This is a genomic window from Stenotrophomonas sp. Steno-Z10-BAI, assembly GCF_056393115.1.
The window spans coordinates 19,656-37,647 of record NZ_JBWJOZ010000001.1 but is presented as its reverse complement, the minus strand read 5'-3'; the positions used below and the strand labels follow the sequence as shown (position 1 = coordinate 37,647).

The 17,992-nt window shown below is 66.0% G+C and carries 13 protein-coding genes; 10 read left to right on the top strand and 3 right to left on the bottom strand.

Features of this window, described 5'->3' with window-relative positions:
* Positions 1 to 6 precede the first annotated feature (6 nt).
* Genes AC06E9_RS00155 through AC06E9_RS00145 form a run of 3 tightly spaced genes read right to left on the bottom strand, consistent with a single transcriptional unit; the run spans position 7 to position 3,727 of the window.
* Positions 7 to 1,818 carry a pseudouridine synthase gene (locus AC06E9_RS00155; RefSeq protein ID WP_478055207.1) on the bottom strand — a complete coding sequence of 604 codons (1,812 nt, stop codon included), beginning with the start codon at positions 1,816 to 1,818 and terminating at the stop codon, positions 7 to 9.
* Positions 1,811 to 2,803 carry an SMC-Scp complex subunit ScpB gene (gene scpB / locus AC06E9_RS00150; RefSeq protein WP_152152695.1) on the bottom strand — a complete coding sequence of 331 codons (993 nt, stop codon included), beginning with the start codon at positions 2,801 to 2,803 and terminating at the stop codon, positions 1,811 to 1,813. The genes AC06E9_RS00155 and scpB overlap by 8 nt, the downstream gene beginning before the upstream one ends.
* 15 nt (positions 2,804 to 2,818) lie before the next feature.
* On the bottom strand, positions 2,819 to 3,727 hold the full coding sequence (locus AC06E9_RS00145) for a segregation and condensation protein A (protein WP_121038105.1): 909 nt from the start codon (positions 3,725 to 3,727) through the stop codon (positions 2,819 to 2,821).
* Between the two features lie 346 nt (positions 3,728 to 4,073).
* On the opposite strand from AC06E9_RS00145, the gene AC06E9_RS00140 reads away from it, so the two are divergent.
* The 10 genes from AC06E9_RS00140 (at position 4,074) to AC06E9_RS00095 (ending at position 17,931) form a co-directional block, all read left to right on the top strand.
* Positions 4,074 to 4,373: a YciI family protein gene (locus AC06E9_RS00140; protein ID WP_478055206.1), complete on the top strand. Its 300-nt coding sequence runs from the start codon at positions 4,074 to 4,076 to the stop codon at positions 4,371 to 4,373.
* Positions 4,370 to 4,639, top strand: a complete 270-nt coding sequence (locus AC06E9_RS00135) for a BolA family protein (RefSeq protein WP_121038102.1) — start codon at positions 4,370 to 4,372, stop codon at positions 4,637 to 4,639. The genes AC06E9_RS00140 and AC06E9_RS00135 overlap by 4 nt, the downstream gene beginning before the upstream one ends.
* Before the next feature lie 148 nt (positions 4,640 to 4,787).
* On the top strand, positions 4,788 to 5,825 hold the full coding sequence (locus AC06E9_RS00130; RefSeq protein WP_121038099.1) for a LacI family DNA-binding transcriptional regulator: 1,038 nt from the start codon (positions 4,788 to 4,790) through the stop codon (positions 5,823 to 5,825).
* An 89-nt stretch (positions 5,826 to 5,914) separates the two neighbouring features.
* Entirely contained in the window at positions 5,915 to 8,974 is a 3,060-nt protein-coding gene (locus tag AC06E9_RS00125) for a TonB-dependent receptor (protein WP_478055205.1), read from the top strand.
* 225 nt (positions 8,975 to 9,199) lie between these two features.
* Complete coding sequence (locus tag AC06E9_RS00120; RefSeq protein WP_121038093.1) at positions 9,200 to 10,813, top strand: glucoamylase family protein; 1,614 nt, start codon at positions 9,200 to 9,202, stop codon at positions 10,811 to 10,813.
* Between the two features lie 33 nt (positions 10,814 to 10,846).
* Positions 10,847 to 12,163, top strand: coding sequence for a sugar ABC transporter substrate-binding protein (locus AC06E9_RS00115; protein WP_478055204.1), 1,317 nt, complete (start codon positions 10,847 to 10,849; stop codon positions 12,161 to 12,163).
* Positions 12,160 to 13,041: a carbohydrate ABC transporter permease gene (locus tag AC06E9_RS00110; RefSeq protein WP_461770075.1), complete on the top strand. Its 882-nt coding sequence runs from the start codon at positions 12,160 to 12,162 to the stop codon at positions 13,039 to 13,041. Before AC06E9_RS00115 ends, AC06E9_RS00110 begins: the two co-directional genes overlap by 4 nt.
* Positions 13,038 to 13,874 (top strand): carbohydrate ABC transporter permease, encoded by an 837-nt coding sequence (locus AC06E9_RS00105; RefSeq protein WP_019182882.1) that lies wholly within the window; start codon positions 13,038 to 13,040, stop codon positions 13,872 to 13,874. Before AC06E9_RS00110 ends, AC06E9_RS00105 begins: the two co-directional genes overlap by 4 nt.
* On the top strand, positions 13,871 to 17,053 hold the full coding sequence (locus tag AC06E9_RS00100; protein WP_478055203.1) for a discoidin domain-containing protein: 3,183 nt from the start codon (positions 13,871 to 13,873) through the stop codon (positions 17,051 to 17,053). The genes AC06E9_RS00105 and AC06E9_RS00100 overlap by 4 nt, the downstream gene beginning before the upstream one ends.
* Positions 17,054 to 17,073: 20 nt before the next feature.
* Positions 17,074 to 17,931 carry an endonuclease/exonuclease/phosphatase family protein gene (locus AC06E9_RS00095; protein WP_458233634.1) on the top strand — a complete coding sequence of 286 codons (858 nt, stop codon included), beginning with the start codon at positions 17,074 to 17,076 and terminating at the stop codon, positions 17,929 to 17,931.
* Positions 17,932 to 17,992: the final 61 nt, after the last annotated feature.

Sequence of the window (17,992 nt, the reverse complement as noted above, 5' to 3'; positions counted from 1 at the left end):
CACTGATCAGCCGCCGCGCGGGCCGCCACCACGGTGACCGCCGCCACCCGGGCCGCGGTTGCCGCCGGGGCGACCGCCCGGGCCGCCGGGACCACGAGCACCGGGGCCACCCGGGCCACGGTTGCCGCCCGGACCACCCGGACCACGGTTGCCACCGGGACCGCCGGGGCCGCGCGCACTGGCGCCACCCGGGCCGCGTGCGCCGGGACCACCCGGGCCACGGTTGCCACCCGGACCACCCGGACCGCGGTTACCCGCCGGACGCGCGCTGCCGTACGGGCTGGCGCCCGGATTGGCGTGATCGGACGGGAAGCTCGGGGCATTGCCCGGATGACCGTACGGATGGCGGGACGGACCCTGGCCACCCTGGCCACCCTGGGCACCGCGGTTGCCACCGCCACCCGGACCGGCCGGACGGCCTTGGCCACCGTAGCCGCCACGGCTTTCGCCACCGCCGGCGTAACCGCCACGACCTTCAGCACCGCCGCCGTAGCTGCCGCGCCCCGGGCCGCCTGCGCCACCCGGACCCTTCGGCTTGCCATACGGACGGCCCTGGCCACCGGCACCTGCGCCGGCGCCCGGACCACGCGCGCCGGGACCACGGGCAGCGCCCGGGCCGGCATTGCGGTGGCCGCTCGGCCCGGTGCTGACACCGTCCGGCACGTACCAGCTGCGGAACGCCGCCGGGTTGCCTTCCGGAAGTGCCCGGTTGCCCTTGTCCGGGCGAGCCTTGAACGGGCGCTGCGACTGCTTGGCCGCTGCTTCGCCGCTGACCGTCAGGCCACCCTTGAAGCCGCCGCCCTTGCCGCCGCGGCCACGGCCGCGCTCTTCGCGCACGTTGTCGAAACGACGCAGTTCGCGGCCTTCATCGGCCGAGTTGTGGCCGTTGACGTAGGCGTTGCCACGGCCGCCGTCGCGCGAAACGCGCACGGTGGTCTTGGCGGCACGACGCTGGCCGATCACCGGCTGCAGGGTCAGTGCCGACGGGGCACCTTCTTCCAGCTTCAGTTCGGCGCGCAGCGCTTCAACCTGCTTGGCCGGCAGTTCGACCGACTGGCCACGCAGCAGTTCGCGCGGCAGGCTGACCTTGCCGTAGCGCGTGCGCTTGAGGCGGCTGACCTGGCAGCCCTGGGATTCCCACAGGCGGCGCACTTCGCGGTTGCGGCCTTCCTTGACCACCACGCGGAACCAGTCGTGCGAATCGGTGCCGCCGATGCGTTCGATCTCGTCGAACTTGGCCGGGCCGTCTTCCAGCGCGACGCCACGGGCGAGGCGGTCAACGATGCTGTCGGGCACCTTCTCTTCGCCTTCCGGGGCGCGCACGCGCACCACGTACTCGCGCTCGACCTCGTAGGAGGGGTGCATCATCGCGTTGGCCAGCTCACCGTCGGTGGTCGCCAGCAGCAGGCCGGTGGTGTTGATGTCCAGGCGGCCGATCGCAATCCAGCGCGCGCCCTTCAGGGCAGGCAGCGCTTCGAACACGGTCGGGCGACCTTCGGGGTCTTCGCGCGTGGTCACTTCGCCTTCCGGCTTGTTGTAGGCCAGCACGCGGGAGGTTTCGGTCAGCGCGGTGGCGACGAAGCCACGGCCGTCCAGCTCGACCTTGTCGCCGCTCTTGATCGACTGGCCGGTCTGCGCGACCTCGCCATTGACCTTGACCAGGCCATCGGCGATGCGCTGTTCCAGCGCGCGGCGCGAACCCAGGCCGGCCTGCGCCAGCACTTTGTGCAGGCGCTCTTCGAGCTTGGGCTGTTCGGAGGCGGATTCGCGCTTGAGCGAAAGCTTGTTCAACGATGGCTTGCGGGGGGTGTCACTCATTTACTTGGCTCCGGCCGGCAACGGATGCGTCGGCCTCTGGTTCGGGATCGGCTTCGTCAACAGCCACGGTCGTCTTCGCGACGGCGTTGTTTCCGGTTTCGTTCTGGGGCGCCGCGCGCTCTCCCGGCGCGGTATCGGGTTCGCCATCGCTGGCGGTCGTATCCGCGTCGTCGTCGGCAAGCGACAACGGCGCATGGGATGGGGTGTCGGTGGCGTCCGCAGCATCGGGCGCCTCGCTATTGTCCGGTTCTGCCGGTTGCTCTGCCAGCCGCGCCGAGGCCAGCGCCACGCGGGCTGCCAACCGGGCCGCTGCAGGGTCCACTGGGTCCGCCGGTGCCGGAGTGGCGTCGTCATTGGCCGCGTCCGTCTCCAGCTCGGCCTCCGGGGTCGCCGCGCCGGCGGGCAGGCGACCGGCCGGCTGGCCTTCGCTGTCCAGCGGCAGCTGCGGTTCCAGCTCGCCCAGGTCGCGCAGCTCGGACAGCGGCGGCAGTTCGTCCAGGCGCTTGAGCCCGAAATAATCCAGGAAGCCCTTGGTGGTCCCGAACAGCGCCGGTTTGCCGGGCACGTCGCGGTGGCCGATCACGCGGATCCATTCGCGCTCTTCCAGGGCCTGGATGATGTTGCTGCTGACCGCCACACCGCGGACCTGTTCGATCTCGCCGCGGGTGATCGGCTGGCGGTAGGCGATCAATGCCAGCGTTTCCAGCGTGGCACGGGTGTAGCGGGTCTTGCGCTCCGTCCACAGCCGGGTGATGTAGCCATGCACTTCGCTGGTGACCTGGAAGCGGAAGCCGGAGGCCACCTCGACCAGCTCCACGCCGCGGTCCTGGCAGCCTTCGCGCAGCAGTTCCAGCGCGCGTTCGATGCTGCCCGGCGGTGCCGGTTCCTCTTCCGGGAACAGGCCCTGCAGCTGCGCCAGCGTCAACGGCTCACTGGCCGCCAGCAGGGCGCCTTCGACAATACGGTTGATCAGCGGTTGATCCATGCGTGGGTCGGGTGCTCAGTCGGATTCGTTGGCGGCGGCGTCGTTGTCGTCGAACTCGCTGTTGAACTGCAGCGGTTCGTTGGTGTTGCCGGCGGCCAGGGACTTGACGTAGATCGGCGCCAGCGGAGCTTCCTGGACGATGTCCAGCAGCTGTTCCTTGGCCAGTTCCAGCAGGGCCAGGAAGGTGACCAGCACCCCCAGCTTGCCTTCTTCGGCGGTGAACAGCGTTTCAAACCGGTAGAACCTGCCGTCTTCCAGACGACCCAGCACGTCGCCCATCCGCTGGCGCACGCTCAGTGCCTCGCGTTTGATCGCGTGGCCGGTGAACAGCTCGGCGCGCTTGAGCACGTCGTGCAGCGCCATCAGCATTTCCTTCAGATCCACCGGCGGCGGCAGCTTGACGGCCGCGCGGTCAGGGACGAAGGCGTGGACCACGGTGGTGTCGCGGTCCTGGCGGGGCAGGCTGTCGATGTCCTCGGCGGCCTGCTTGAAACGTTCGTACTCCTGCAGCCGGCGCACCAGCTCGGCGCGCGGATCGGCTTCCTCGCCCTCGATGCTGGGCGGCCGCGGCAACAGCATCCGCGACTTCACTTCGGCCAGGATCGCCGCCATCACCAGGTACTCGGCCGCCAGTTCGAAGCGCAGCTCCTGCATGACGTTGATGTACTCGACGTACTGGCGGGTGATCTCGGCGACCGGGATATCCAGGATGTCCAGGTTCTGCCGGCGGATCAGGTACAGCAGCAGGTCCAGCGGACCCTCGAACGCATCCAGGATGACTTCCAGCGCGTCCGGCGGGATGTACAGGTCCTGCGGAATCTGCAGGACCGGCTGTCCATGCACCACGGCCAGCGGCATTTCCTGCTGCTGTGGGGCGGGCACTCGGATTGGCGGGTTCGCGTCGGGCGCGAGTTCGGCAGTCATCAAATAGACGTCAGTATTGCAACGGACCGGTCGCCGCACCATGCCAGCGTCCGGAACGGTCCCGGGCGGCAGGATGGCAAGCCATGACACGCCTGGGTCGGCGCGATTCCACACTTCAAACAGCAAGGCGCGCCGCGATGGGCAGCGACAGAACTACGGGGAGGTCGTCTACGTGTGCTGGTGTGGGGCAGTGGATCGGTCGTCGGCTGGCGGTAGAGCCGGTTGCCGACGGGGCGCTGCATCCAGCCACGTGCAATGGACATAAGACTACGGGGTTGCCGCGCCAGTGTCCAGCCAGCCCCGCTAGAATGCCCGGGATTGATTCAACAAGACCTCGGAGTTGCCCGTGTGGTATGTGATTGAAGGCTATGACGGCACCGATGTGCTGGCCGCCCGTCTGGCGTCGCGCCCGGCCCATCTGGCCCGGCTGCAGGCCCTGCAGGACGAAGGACGGCTGCTGCTGGCCGGCCCGTGCCCGGCCATCGACAGCGAAGATCCCGGCCCGGCCGGCTTCAGTGGCAGCGTGGTGATCGCCGCGTTCGATTCGCTGACCCACGCCCAGGACTGGGCCGCCGCCGATCCGTATGTAGAGGCGGGCGTCTACGTGCGCATCCAGGTGCGTCCGTTCCGCAAGGTCCTGCCATGAACCGGGTCGAGCGCATCCGCCAGGCGCTGCAGCAGGCACTGGATCCGGAACTGCTGGAGGTCAAGGATGACAGCCACCGCCACGCCGGCCATGAGGGCGCGCGTGACGGCCGGGGGCACTTCAAGGTGCACGTGGTCAGCGCAGCCTTCGAAGGAAAGCTCCCGCTGGCGCGCCATCGGGCCGTCTATGCGGCCCTGGGAACGATGATGGAGACCGATATCCACGCGTTGTCCATCCGTGCCGAGACACCGGTCAAAAACCGCTGAAACCCTTGTCCCGCCTTGTCCTGGCCAGTCCCGAAAGGGGCCGACATGGACAGCTTTTGGTTACCGCCGTACGACATGAGGCTAACGTAGTGTTTACATTCGGGTTTGAAAACGCTTACATTCCGCGCCAAGCCCAGATCTCTAAGCCGTGGAGGGCGGCGAAGTGAACAAGGCAGCGATCACTATCAAAGATGTCGCCCGTGAAGCCCGTGTCTCTGTTGCCACGGTCTCGCGCGCACTCAATGGCCATGAAAATGTTGCCGAGCCCGTGCGCAAGCTGGTGCTGGAGGTGGCAGCGCGACTGCGCTACACCCCGCATGCAGCGGCCCGGAGCCTGAGCAGCCGACGGACCAACACCATTGGCGTGGTGTTGCCCGATCTCTATGGCGAATTCTTCTCCGAACTGATGCGTGGCATCGATGGGGTGGCCCGCGAGCGTCGCCAGCATCTGCTCGTGTCCAGTTACCACGGTGACCAGGAGCAGCAGGGCGCGGCCCTGCGGGCCATGCGCGGTCGTGTCGATGGGTTGCTGGTGCTTTCGCCGTATGCCGAGAGCCCCGGCTTCCTGACCGACAACCTGCCGCAGTCGTTGCCCACGGTGCTGATCAACACGTATCTGCCCGAGCAGGATCATCCGGTGCTGAGCATCGATGACCATGCCGGCGCGATGGCCATGACCCGTCACCTGCTGGACGTCGGGCATCGGCGCATCGCCTTCATTTCCGGTCCGGACCTCAACTACGACGCCCGTGAGCGCCTGCGCGGTTTCCGCGATGCGCTGGCGGCCTTCGGCGATGCTGCCGAAGGGATCGAGTTGCCCGGTGACTTTGACGAAGCTTCCGGCCATCGCGCCGGACAGGAGTTGCTGGCAGCCGGCACGCTGCCCGATGCGGTGTTCGCCGCCAACGACATGATGGCGCTGGGGTGTCTGTATGCGTTCGCGCAGGCAGGTGTCCGGGTGCCGGCCGATGTCGCCTTGGCGGGTTTCGATGACATTCCGCTGGCACGTTTCGTTCACCCATCGTTGACAACGATGCAGGTGAGTATCGCCGACCTCGGCGATAAGGCCGCGACGCGCCTGTTGCAGTTGATGGATGGCAACAACACAGAAGGGGCCGGCGACAAGCAGACGCTCGTGCCGACCCTGATCGTGCGTGATTCGAGCAAAGCCAGAACCCAGCAGTAGGTCACGACCGTTGGTCGTGACGCCCTAAAAAACGCACCACATAAAACGACAGGGGCCGCAAAGACGGCCACCACCACCCGGAGAGTTACATGACGTATTCCAATCACCGCAACCGCGCGCCCGCACGCAGTCTGTTGTCCAGCGCGCTGGTCACCTGCCTGATGCTGGGCGCCGCCCCGAGCGTGATGGCGCAGTCGGCCACCTCGTCGCTGCGCGGCCAGGTCGCCGAGGCTGCCGCCGGCACCGAAGTCACCGCCACCAACGTGGCCAGCGGCACCGTGCGCCGCGCCACCACCCGTGCCGATGGCAGCTACTCGCTGATGGGCCTGGACCCGGGCACCTACGACGTCGTGGCCAATGGCCAGACGCAGAAGGTGACGGTCACTGTGGCCTCCACCGCGACCCTGAACTTCAGCGGCGCGCCGGCCAACGGCAGCACCGCCAACGCCACCAACCTGGACACGGTCAACGTCATTGCGCCGACCCTGCTGCAGGAAGTGCGTACCTCCGAAGTGGGCAAGACCGTCAGCCTGCAGCAGATCCAGACCACCCCGCAGGTGTCGCGCAACTTCCTGGAATTCGCCGACGCGGTGCCGGGCCTGATCTTCACCCGTGATGCCAAGGGCAACACCTCCCTGCGCGGCGGTGCCACCAACTCCGACGGCACCAACGTCTACATCGACGGCGTGGGCCAGAAGAGCTACGTCAAGGGCGGCGGCGTGGCCGGCCAGTCCGGCAGCGCCGGCAACCCGTTCCCGCAGCTGGCGATCGGCGAATACAAGGTCATCAGCGGCAACTACAAGGCCGAGTACGGCCAGGTGTCGAGCGCGGCCGTGACCGCGGCCACCAAGTCCGGCACCAACGAGTTCAAGGGTGAAACCTTCTACCGTTACACCAACGAAGACATGCGCGCCAAGACCCCGGCCGAGCGTCAGGCTGGCCAGACGAAAGAGGCATCGGCCGAGAAGGAATACGGTTTTGCATTGGGTGGTCCGATCATCCAGGACAAGGCCCACTTCTTCGTGACCTATGAAGCCAAGCGCTTCGACCTGCCGGTCACCATCGCGCCTGACGGCGCGGTCGGCCGAGCTGCCGCCCTGCTGCCGCCGGAAGGCGCCGCCGGCCTCGGCCCGGCCAGCCAGCCGTTCCAGCAGGATCTGATCTTCGCCAAGGTCGACTTCGAGCCGACCGACAACGATCGCATCGAGCTGACCTTCCAGGACCGCGATGAAACCCAGTCGCAGTTCAGCGGCCAGACCGCGCCGGAAGCCGGCCGTGAAGTGGTCAACACCGACCGTCGTTACGCCCTGCGCTGGAACCACAGCGGCGAGCGTTACTACAACGAACTGATGGTCACCCACGAAGATTCGTTCAACAACCCGACCCCGCTGACCCTGGCCAACGGCATCACCTACACCGCACCGGACGGCACCGAAGACCGCACCGTGGTGAAGATCGGTGGCGCATCGGCGCTGGATTCGCAGGTGAAGGGCCAGAAGGGCTGGTCGATCGAAGACAACCTGACCCTGGATGGCATCCAGTGGGCGGGCGACCACACCATCAAGATGGGCGCCAAGTACAAGCAGATCGACCTGTACGCATCCGATGCTGCGCAGATCAACCCGACCTTCACCTACACCCTGGGCGATCCGGACTTCCCGGATTCCATCCCGTACAAGGCGCAGTTCGTCAAGCCGGTGACCGGCGTGTCGGGCGTGTCGGGCGAAGTGCGTTCGAAGTCCAAGCAGATCGGCCTGTTCATCCAGGACGACTGGCAGGTCAACGACCACCTGCAGCTCAACCTCGGCCTGCGTTGGGACTACGAGAAGACGCCGTCCTACCTGGACTTCGTGACCCCGCAGCAGGTGGTCGACGCGATCTACTCGCAGGATCCGCGCGCGGCCGCTGGCCAGACCTACGCCGATTCGCTGGCGCTGGGTGGCCTGAACATCGGCGATTACATCAGCACCGGCAAAAACCGCAAGGCGTTCAAGGATGCCTGGCAGCCGCGCCTGGGCTTCTCGTATGACCTCAACGCCGACGAGCAGCACGTGTTCCACGGTGGTGCCGGTCGTTCGTACGATCGCGACCTGTTCGACAACCTGCAGCTGGAAACCACCAAGCTGGCCCTGCCGCAGCCGACCATCTACTTCCGCAACCCGTCGACCGGCACCTGCATCAACGGCCAGGCCGCCTGCTACGACTGGAACCCGAACCTGCTCAACGGGATCGGCAACCTGCAGACCCTGGTCGGCTCGACCAGCAATGCCGGTCTGGAAGTGGACCTGCTGAACAACAACCTCAAGGTGCCGTACTCGGATCAGTTCAGCTTCGGCATGAGCAACCAGGTGGGTGAGTGGCTGACCGATGCCACCATCTCCCGCACCCTGAGCTACGACGGGTTCGCCTTCACCCTGGGCAACCGTTACCCGACCGGCCAGTTCTTCGATGACCCGCGCCTGTGCGGCGGCACCGACCCGGGCCTGAGCCAGGCCTGGAGCTGCAACGTGCCGGGCTTCGGCAGCCTGATCATCGGCCAGCAGGGCATCAAGACCCGTGCGACCCAGGTCCTGCTGTCGGCGCAGAAGCCGTTCACCCAGGAAAGCGGCTGGGGCACCTCGGTGGCCTACACCTGGACCACCGCGCGCCACAACCGCGACATCAACGAGAAGTACGCGTTCGACCGCGGCCTGATCGAGGACTACCCGACCATCCGTTCCAACGGCGCGCCGCGCCACCGCCTGGTGGTCACCGGTTCGTACGCGGGCTTCTGGGGCATCACCTTCGGCGGCAAGGTCACCCTGGCCACCCCGACGGCCGTCAACGACTGGTACGGCGTGCCGCAGGCCAGCGGCTACGACCTGCCGACGCCGCAGGCCGCGGTGCCCAACGCCAATGGCAAGTTCCTGCTGGGTGGCAAGATCTTCGGCTACCGTTCGGTCGATCTGCAGGCGACGAAGACGTTCAAGATGGCGGGCGATACCGAGCTGTACGCGCGTATCGACATCATCAACGTGTTCAACTTCGACAACTTCTCCACCTACAACTACGTCAAGACCAACGGCAAGCTGCAGGCCAGCTACAACGAGACCGGCGACATCATCGGTACGCCGCGTCAGGTCAAGGCAGAAGTCGGCTTCCGCTTCTGATGCAACAACGGCCCCGTCTTCGGACGGGGCCGGTTTCATGGCAATGGCTGGCCCTCGGGCCAGTCCATTGTCCAGGCCGGTGCCACGGAGGGTGGCAGCGGCCTGGGCAATGACCGCGGCTTTGGACCACGCCTGCGTGGTTTTTTTAGGCCGCGTTCTGTAAACGATTTCAGGTCATTGGACGTTATGCTTCCCAGTCACGAACACTGTAGAAGGAGTTGGCCCATGCAGGCACGCCACCTGTTGACCGCCGCGACGATCAGTCTCGCCGTCGCTGCCTGCCAGCCGCAGGCCCAGCAGGAGCCGGCCAAGCCCAAGCCGCCCGTGATCCTGGTCGAGGCGGACGTGCCGCCGCGGCCGATGAAGCCGGAGCTGCCGCCGCTGTTCGACGATATCGAGCGCCGCACCTTCCAGTTCTTCTGGGATACCACCAACGAGGTCAACGGGCTCAGCCCGGACCGTTATCCGTCGCGCCCGTTCGCCAGCATCGCCTCGGTGGGCTATGCGCTGACCGCCTATCCGATCGGCATCGAGAACGGCTGGGTCAGCCGCAACCAGGCGATCGACCGCACCCTGCTGACGCTGAAGTTCTTCCGCGACCTGCCGATGGGCCCGCAGCGCACCGGCAAGGGCGGTTACAAAGGCTTCTACTACCACTTCCTGGACATGCAGGAAGGCCGCCGCTATGACAGCTGGGTGGAACTGTCCAGCGTGGATACCGCGCTGCTGATGATGGGCGTGCTGTTCGCGCAGTCCTATTACGACGGTGACGACGCGCGCGAAAAAGAGATCCGCGAGATCGCCGATACGCTGTACAAGCGCGTGGACTGGCCGTGGCTGCAGCAGCGCGCGCCGCTGATCTCGATGGGCTGGTTCCCGGAAAGCGGCTTCATCGACCACGACTGGATGGGCTACAACGAGGCGATGATGGTCTACATCCTCGCGCTCGGCTCGCCCACCCACCCGGTCAGCCCGGACGCCTGGACGGTCTGGACGCGTACCTACGACAACGACTGGGGCGTCTACCAGGGCCAGGAATACCTGTCCTTCGGCCCGCTGTTCGGCCACCAGTACACGCATGTGTGGGTGGACTTCCGCGACATCCAGGATGCCTACATGCGCGAGCGGGGCAGTACCTACTTCCTCAACAGCCGTTCGGCCGCCCTGGCGCAGCGCGAGTACGCGATCGCCAACCCGATGAACTGGAAGGATTACGGCCAGAACGTATGGGGCCTGACCGCCAGCGACGGTCCGCAGAACACCACCCAGGAATACCGGGGCGAGCAGCGCCAGTTCCGCCATTACTCTTCGCGCGGCGCCGGCCTGCGCGAGAACTTCGATGACGGCACCATCGCGCCGACCGCGGCGATCGCCTCGATCGTGTTCGCGCCGGAAGAAGTCATCCCGGCCGCGGTGGAGATGCACAAGCGCTATGGCGATTACATCTATTCCAGCTACGGCTTCCTGGATTCGTTCAACCCGAGTTTCAACTACGACATCCCGATCAAGACCGGTCGCCTGGTGCCGGATCGCGGCTGGGTGGCCAGCGATTACATCGGTATCGACCAAGGCCCGATCCTGACCATGATCGCCAACTACCGGAACGATTTCGTCTGGGATGTGATGAAGAAGAACGCCCATATCCGCAAGGGTCTGGAGCGTGCCGGCTTCAGTGGTGGCTGGTTGACTCCGGAAGGCGAGGATCAGCCGATGGAACTGCAGAAAGATGAAAAGGCGGCCTCGGCCCGCTCGGTCGGCATCGCCGAATCGCGCGCGGCGGCCGCCCAGGAACAGAAGAACAATTCCAATTCGAACCGCAACCAGCAGCAGGGGAAGTAAGCAGTGCCATCGTCGTCGCGCCCGAAGCTGGGGTTGAGTCTGTTGCTGCTGCTGGTCGGCAGCCTGTTGTTGAGTGCCTGCCGGAAAGAACCGGAAGGGGTCACCGTGCGTTTCTGGGCGATGGGCCGCGAGGCCGAAGTGGTCACCGGCCTGATCCGCGAGTTTGAAGCGGAAAACCCGGGCATTCATGTGGATGTCCAGAACATCCCGTGGACGGCCGCGCATGAAAAACTGTTGACCGCATTCGCGGCCGACGGGCTGCCGGATGTGTGCCAGCTGGGCAACACCTGGATTCCCGAGTTCGCCGAGCTCAACACCCTGACCCCGCTGCAGCCCTATGTGGCACAGTCCAAGGTGGTGGACCCGGCCGACTACTTCCAGGGCATCTGGGACACCAACGTCATCCATGACGAACTGGTCGGCGTGCCGTGGTACGTCGATACGCGCCTGCTGTATTACCGCAAGGACATGCTGGCCAGGGCCGGCTATGACCACCCGCCGCGTACCTGGGGCGAGTGGAACGAGATGATGGCGGCGATCAAGAAGATGCAGGGCGCGAACCGCTATGCGGTGCTGATGCCGATCAACGAGTTCGAGCAGCAGCTGTCCTTCGCCCTGCAGCAGCCCGATCCGCTGCTGCGTGACGATGACACCCGTGGCAACTTCAGCAGCCCCGGCTTCCGCAGGACGCTGGGCTTCTACGAAAACATGTTCGCGCAGGGCTGGGCCCCGCGCATGTCCGAGACGCAGATCTCCAACGTCTGGGATGAGTTCTTCCGCGGCTTCAACGTGTTCTACGTGTCCGGCCCCTGGAACATCCGCGAGTTCAAGAAGCTGCAGCCCAAGGCGCTGGAGGGGCAGTGGGGCACCGCTGCGCTGCCGGGTCCGGACGGCCCCGGCGCCGGCATCGCCGGGGGTACCAGCCTGGTGATCTTCCGTTCTTCGCAGCAGAAGGAAGCCTCGTGGAAACTGATCGAGTTCCTGTCGCGCCCGGCGATCCAGGAGCGCTTCCATTCGATCATCGGTGACCTGCCGCCACGGCGCAGCACCTGGGAATACCCCTCGCTGGCCAACGACCCGTTGGCGCAGCCGTTCCGCGATCAGCTCGAGCGGGTCAAGCCCACGCCGAAGGTGCTGGAGTGGGAGCGCATCGTGCAGGAAATGCGGATCATCACCGAACAGGTGGTGCGTGGTGGCATGGATCAGGACGTAGCAGTGAAAGAACTGGACAAGCGCGTGGACAAGGTCCTCGCCAAACGCCGTTGGATGCATGAGCAGCACCGCCAGGACTCGTCTGGCGTAAGCGACAAGCAGCACTCCAGTGCGGTCGCAACGGAGGCGGCACCATGAAGCAGCGTTCGCTTGCCGGTTGGATGTTTGCCGGCCCGGCCATCCTGGTCATCGCGGTGTTCTTCGGCCTGCCGGTGTTCTCGGCGCTGGCGCTGAGCATCACCGATTTCGATCTGTACGCACTGGCCGATGGCGAAAACCTGCGTTTCGTCGGCCTGGGCAACTACATCGATCTGCTGCAGACCCCGATGTTCTGGAAGTCGCTGTGGAATACCACCTACTTCGTGATCGTCGGCGTGCCGATGTCGATCGCGGTATCGCTGGGCGCGGCGATCCTGCTCAACGCGCCGGCCGCCCGCTTCAAGGCGTTGTTCCGTACCGCGCTGTTCGCCCCGGTGGTGACCACCCTGGTGGCGGTGGCGGTGATCTGGCGTTACCTGTTCCATACCAGCTACGGCCTGGTGAACTACGGCCTGGGCCATCTGGGCATCAGCCCGATCGACTGGCTGGGCGACCCGAACTGGGCGATGCCGACCATCATGCTGTTCGCGGTGTGGAAGAACTTCGGCTACAACATGGTGATCTTCCTGGCCGGCCTGCAGGCGATCCCGCATGACCTGTACGAGGCCGCGCGCATCGACGGTGCCTCGCGCTGGAAGCAGTTCCTGCACATCACCCTGCCGATGCTGGGCCCGGTGCTGCTGGTGGTCGGTGTGATCACCGTCTCCGGTTATTTCCAGCTGTTCGCCGAGCCCTACGTGATGACGCGTGGCGACCCACTGCAGAGCACGGTCAGCGTGCTGTATTTCATGTTCGAAGAAGGCTTCAAGTGGTGGAACCTGGGCCGCGCCTCCGCGGTGGCGTTCCTGCTGTTCCTGATCATCCTGGGCGTGACCAGCGTCATGCTGCGTTTCGGCCGCAAGAGGCAGTTGGTATGAGTCGTGAAATCGGTCAATCGCGCTGGCATGCCTGGTGGGTCAATGGTGGCCTGCTGGTGCTTGCCGCGCTGAGCCTGGCGCCGCTGTTGTGGATGCTGTCGGTGTCGTTCATGCCGACCGGCGAGGCGGCGCATTTCCCGCCGCCGCTGCTGCCGTCCTCGCTGACCACCGCGAACTACCATGAGTTGTTCGCGCGCACCGGGATGGCCAACAACTTCGTCAACAGCCTGATGGTGTCGCTGGCCATCACCTTCGGCTCGCTGCTGCTCAACACCATGGCCGGCTACGCCTTCGCCAAGCTGCGCTTCGCCGGCCGCGAGCGCATCTTCCAGCTGCTGCTGGCCGCACTGGTGATCCCGGCGCAGGTGGCGATGCTGCCGCTGTTCCTGCTGATGAAGCAGCTGGGCCTGGTCAACAACTTCGGTGGCGTGATCGTGCCGGCGCTGGCCACCGTGTTCGGCATCTTCCTGGTGCGCCAGTACGCCCGTTCGATCCCGGATGAGCTGCTCGAAGCGGCCCGCATCGACGGGGCAGGGGAGCTGCGGATCTTCTTCCAGATCGTGCTGCCGATGCTCAAGCCGGTGCTGGTGACCCTGTCGATCTTCACCTTCATGGCGGCCTGGAACGATTTCATGTGGCCCTTGATCGTGTTGACCGACCAGGAGCACTACACTCTCCCGGTGGCCCTGGCCACGCTCTCGCGCGAGCACATCATGGACGTTGAAATGATGATGGCCGGCGCGGTGGTCACGGTGGTTCCGGTGCTGCTGCTGTTCCTGGCATTGCAGCGTTATTACATCCAAGGTCTGTTGCTGGGGAGTGTCAAAGGGTGAAGCATGCCGTCGTCGCGGTGGGTCTGGGTCTGGTCTGGTCACTGGCGGCCTCGGCCGCACCGCCGGCGACGCCGGTGTTGCCCGCACCCAAGGTGCTGGACAGCTTCGATGACATGACCCCGTGGAAGCTGGTCGTCTCCGATCAGGTCAGCGGCTCGCTGCGCAGCGTGGCCGGCAGTGGCGGTGGCCGCGCGCTGTGTGTGGATTACGACTTCCACAACGTGTCCGGCTATGTCGGCATACGCCGCGAGCTGGGCATCCAGTACCCGGAGAATTACCAGTTCGGCTTCCAGCTGCGTGGCGATTCCCCCGCCAACGATCTGCAGTTCAAGCTGATCGATGCCAGTGGCGACAACGTGTGGTGGGTCAATCGCCCCGGCTATGCGTTCCCCAAGGCGTGGACGCCGGTGCAGTACCGCAAGCGCCAGATCGACAAGGCCTGGGGCCCGGAGACGGACAAGACGCTCAAGCGCAGCGCTGCGATGGAGTTCACGATCTACAGCAAGGTCGGTGGCAAGGGCACGGTCTGTTTCGACCGGCTCACGCTGCAGGGCCTGCCGCCGGCCGATACATCTTCGCTGAGCCCCTCGGTGATCGCCGATACCGCCACCGCGCTGCAGAACCGCATCGTCGATGGCAAGCCGGACACGGTCTGGATCAGCGGCGGTGTGGCCGAACAGACCATCAGCCTGGACCTGCACAAGGTGCGCGAGTTTGGCGGGGCGGTGATCGAATGGCTGCCCGGGCTGGAGGCCACACGTTACGTGGTGCGTTCCTCGGCCGATGGGCGCAACTGGAACACGCTGCGCGAGGTGACCGCCGGCGGCGGTGGCCGCGACTGGCTGGCGCTGCCGGATACGGAAGCGCGGTACCTGCGCTTCGACCTCAAGGGCGGCCCGAGCTGGCGCTACGGTATCCGCGATATCACGCTCAAGCCGCTCGAGTTCGCCGATACCCCGAATGATTTCGTCCGCTCGGTCGGTGCCGACCTGCCACGCGGTTCGGTGCCACGTGGCTTCACCGGCGAGCAGCCGTACTGGACGCTGCTCGGGTTGGATGGCGGTCGCGAGCAGGCCTTGATCGGCGAAGACGGTGCGCTGGAAGTGGCCAAGTCCAGCTTCAGCGTCGAACCGTTCGTGCTGGTCGACAACAAACTGCTGAGCTGGGCCGACGTAAAAACCAGCCAAGCGCTGCAGGACGATTACCTGCCTATCGCCAACGTCGGCTGGACCCACGACAAGGCTGGCCTGCAGGTGACCGGCTTCGTGCAGGGCACGCCGGACAACGCGCAGCTGGTCGGTCGTTACACCCTGCGCAACCCGGACAAGGTGGCCCACGAGTACACCCTGGCCCTGGCCGTGCGCCCATGGCAGGTGAACCCGCCGACCCAGTTCCTCAATACCGTCGGCGGCGTCAGCCGGATCGACAACCTGTCCTTCGACCCGACCCATGTCGACGTCAACGGCACTCCGCGCCTGTACCCGGCACAGGCACCGGACGCGGCCTTCGCCACCGCGTTCGACAGCAAGTTCGACGTGGTCCACCTGGCCAGCGGCAAGCTGCCAGGCACCACCGAAGTGAAGGACAGCACCGGCCTGGCCTCGGGTGCGCTGCTGTACCGCTGGAAGCTGGAGCCTGGCCAGAGCCGCGAGGTCGCCATCGTGCTGCCGCAGACCGGCAACTGGGCGATGCCCAAGGCCTTCGATGCGGCCAAGGCGCAGCAGCAGGTCGCTTCGATGTGGCGGACCAAACTGGACCAGGTGACGCTGCAGGTCCCCGCGGCTGGCAAGCCGCTGGCCGATACGCTGCGCACCGCGTTGGCGCACATGCTGATTTCGCGCATCGGCCCCAGCCTGCAGCCGGGCACGCGTTCGTATTCGCGCAGCTGGATCCGCGATGGCGCGATGATTTCCGAAGGCCTGCTGCGGATGGGCCGCAGTGATGCGGTGCGCCAGTACGTGAACTGGTATGCGCCCTATCAGTTCGACAATGGCAAGGTGCCGTGCTGCGTGGACTCGCGCGGCAGTGACCCGGTGCCGGAGAACGACAGCCACGGCGAGTTGATCTTCAACATCGCCGAGTACTGGCGCTACACCGGCGACTCCACCTTCCTGGAGCTGATGTGGCCGCATGTGCAGGGCGCCTACCAGTACATGGAGCAGCTGCGCCTGAGCGAGCGCACCGAAGACAACCGCGCGCGCAACCCCGCCTTCTACGGGATGATGCCGGTCTCGATCAGTCACGAAGGGTATTCGGCCAAGCCGATGCATTCGTACTGGGACAACTTCTGGGCGCTGCGTGGCTACAAGGACGCGGCGATCATCGCCAGCACGCTGGGCAAGGCCGAAGCGCTGCAGATCAGTGAATCGCGCGATCAGTTCCGTGACGACCTGCAGGCTTCGCTGCTGGCGGCGACCGCGCAGCACAAGATCGACTATCTGCCCGGTTCAGCCGAACTGGGCGATTTCGATGCCACCTCGACCACCATCGCACTGGCGCCGGCCGGCGAGCAGGGGCGCCTGCCGCAGCCGTACTTGAACAACACCTTCGAGCGCTACTGGAGCGAGTTCGAAGCGCGCCGCGATGGCAAGCGCGAGTGGAAGGACTACACCCCGTACGAGTGGCGCAACGTGGCCGCCTTCGTGCGCCTGGGCTGGCGTGACCGCGCCTGGCAGGCGACCGAGTTCTTCTTCAAGGACCGTGCACCGCAGCCGTGGAACCAGTGGGCCGAAGTGGTCTCGCGCACGCCGCGCAAACCGTTCTTCCTGGGTGACCTGCCACATGCGTGGGTGGCCTCGGACTTCGTGCGTTCGGCATTGGACATGTTCGCCTACAGCCGCGACATCGACGACAGCCTGGTGCTGGCCGCGGGCGTGCCGTCGCGCTGGCTGGAAGGCAAGGGCGTGGGCGTGCAGGGCCTGCGCACACCGAACGGGCAGCTCAACTACGCGCTGATCCGCAACGACAAGCAGCTCACCCTGACCGTGTCGGCCGGCCTGGTGCCGCCGGCCGGTGGCGTGGTGCTGCCGTGGCCGTACAGCGGCGAGCCTGGCGCCACCACCGTCAATGGTGAGCCGGCGGAATGGGTGGGCGGCGAACTGCGTGTGATGCAGGTGCCGGCCAAGGTCGAGATCGAGATTCCGGCGTCGGTACGCCGGGCGGAACGCAAGGCACCGTAATGCGGCAGATGACGATGATGATGCGCGGCCTACTGGCCGCCGTGCTGGCGTCCGCGCCGCTGGTGGCACTGGCGCAGGGCACCGTGGCGGCGCCCGCGCAGGAGATGACCATGGTCACCTTCAATCTTCACCACGACCGCGAGAACTGGCCGGCCCGCCGCCAGGTGATCCTGCGTGAACTGCAGGCACTGCAGCCCGATGCGATCGCGCTGCAGGAAGTGATCCAGAAGCCCCATGTGCGCAACCAGGCCGCATGGTTGGCGCGCAAGCTGGGCTATGAGTATCAGTTCGTCTCGACCGATCCGCCGGGGCGTTTCAAGCGCTACGGCAATGCCCTGCTGACCCGGCGGCCGGTGCTGTCGCGCAACGACCATCTGCTGGCGCCGCTGGGCGACTACCGGACCGTGGCGCATCTGCGCATCGATGTGGACGGTCGCCCGGTCAATGTTTATGCCACGCATTTGAACGAGCGTTCGGACGAGGTCGGCAGCCGCATCCGTGGAGAACAGGTGGCGGATCTGCTGGCCTTCATCGCGCAGAGCGCAGGCGACGCGCCGGTGGTCGTGGCGGGTGACTTCAACGCGCTGGTGGACGCCGGGGACCTGAGCGAGCTGCGCAATCACTACGGCGACAGCTACGGCAGCGTGCACGTCAACAACGAACTGGCCCAGGTCAGCACGCTCAACCGGCACTACTACGACGCGCCCTCGCGCATCGACCATATTTTCTTCCAGCAGGATCGACTGCTTGCCCGTGAGGCGAAGATCCTGTTCGACCAGCCGTACGCCGATGGCCGCTGGGCCTCGGATCATTACGGCGTGTGGACCCGGCTGCAGTTCGCGCCGGCCACCGGAAACGCCGGCGCGACGACGCCCTGAGGCGCGCGCCGCGTCATCGGTGATGGCGTAGCGCGCGACCGGCTGCCTCCACGCATGGCGT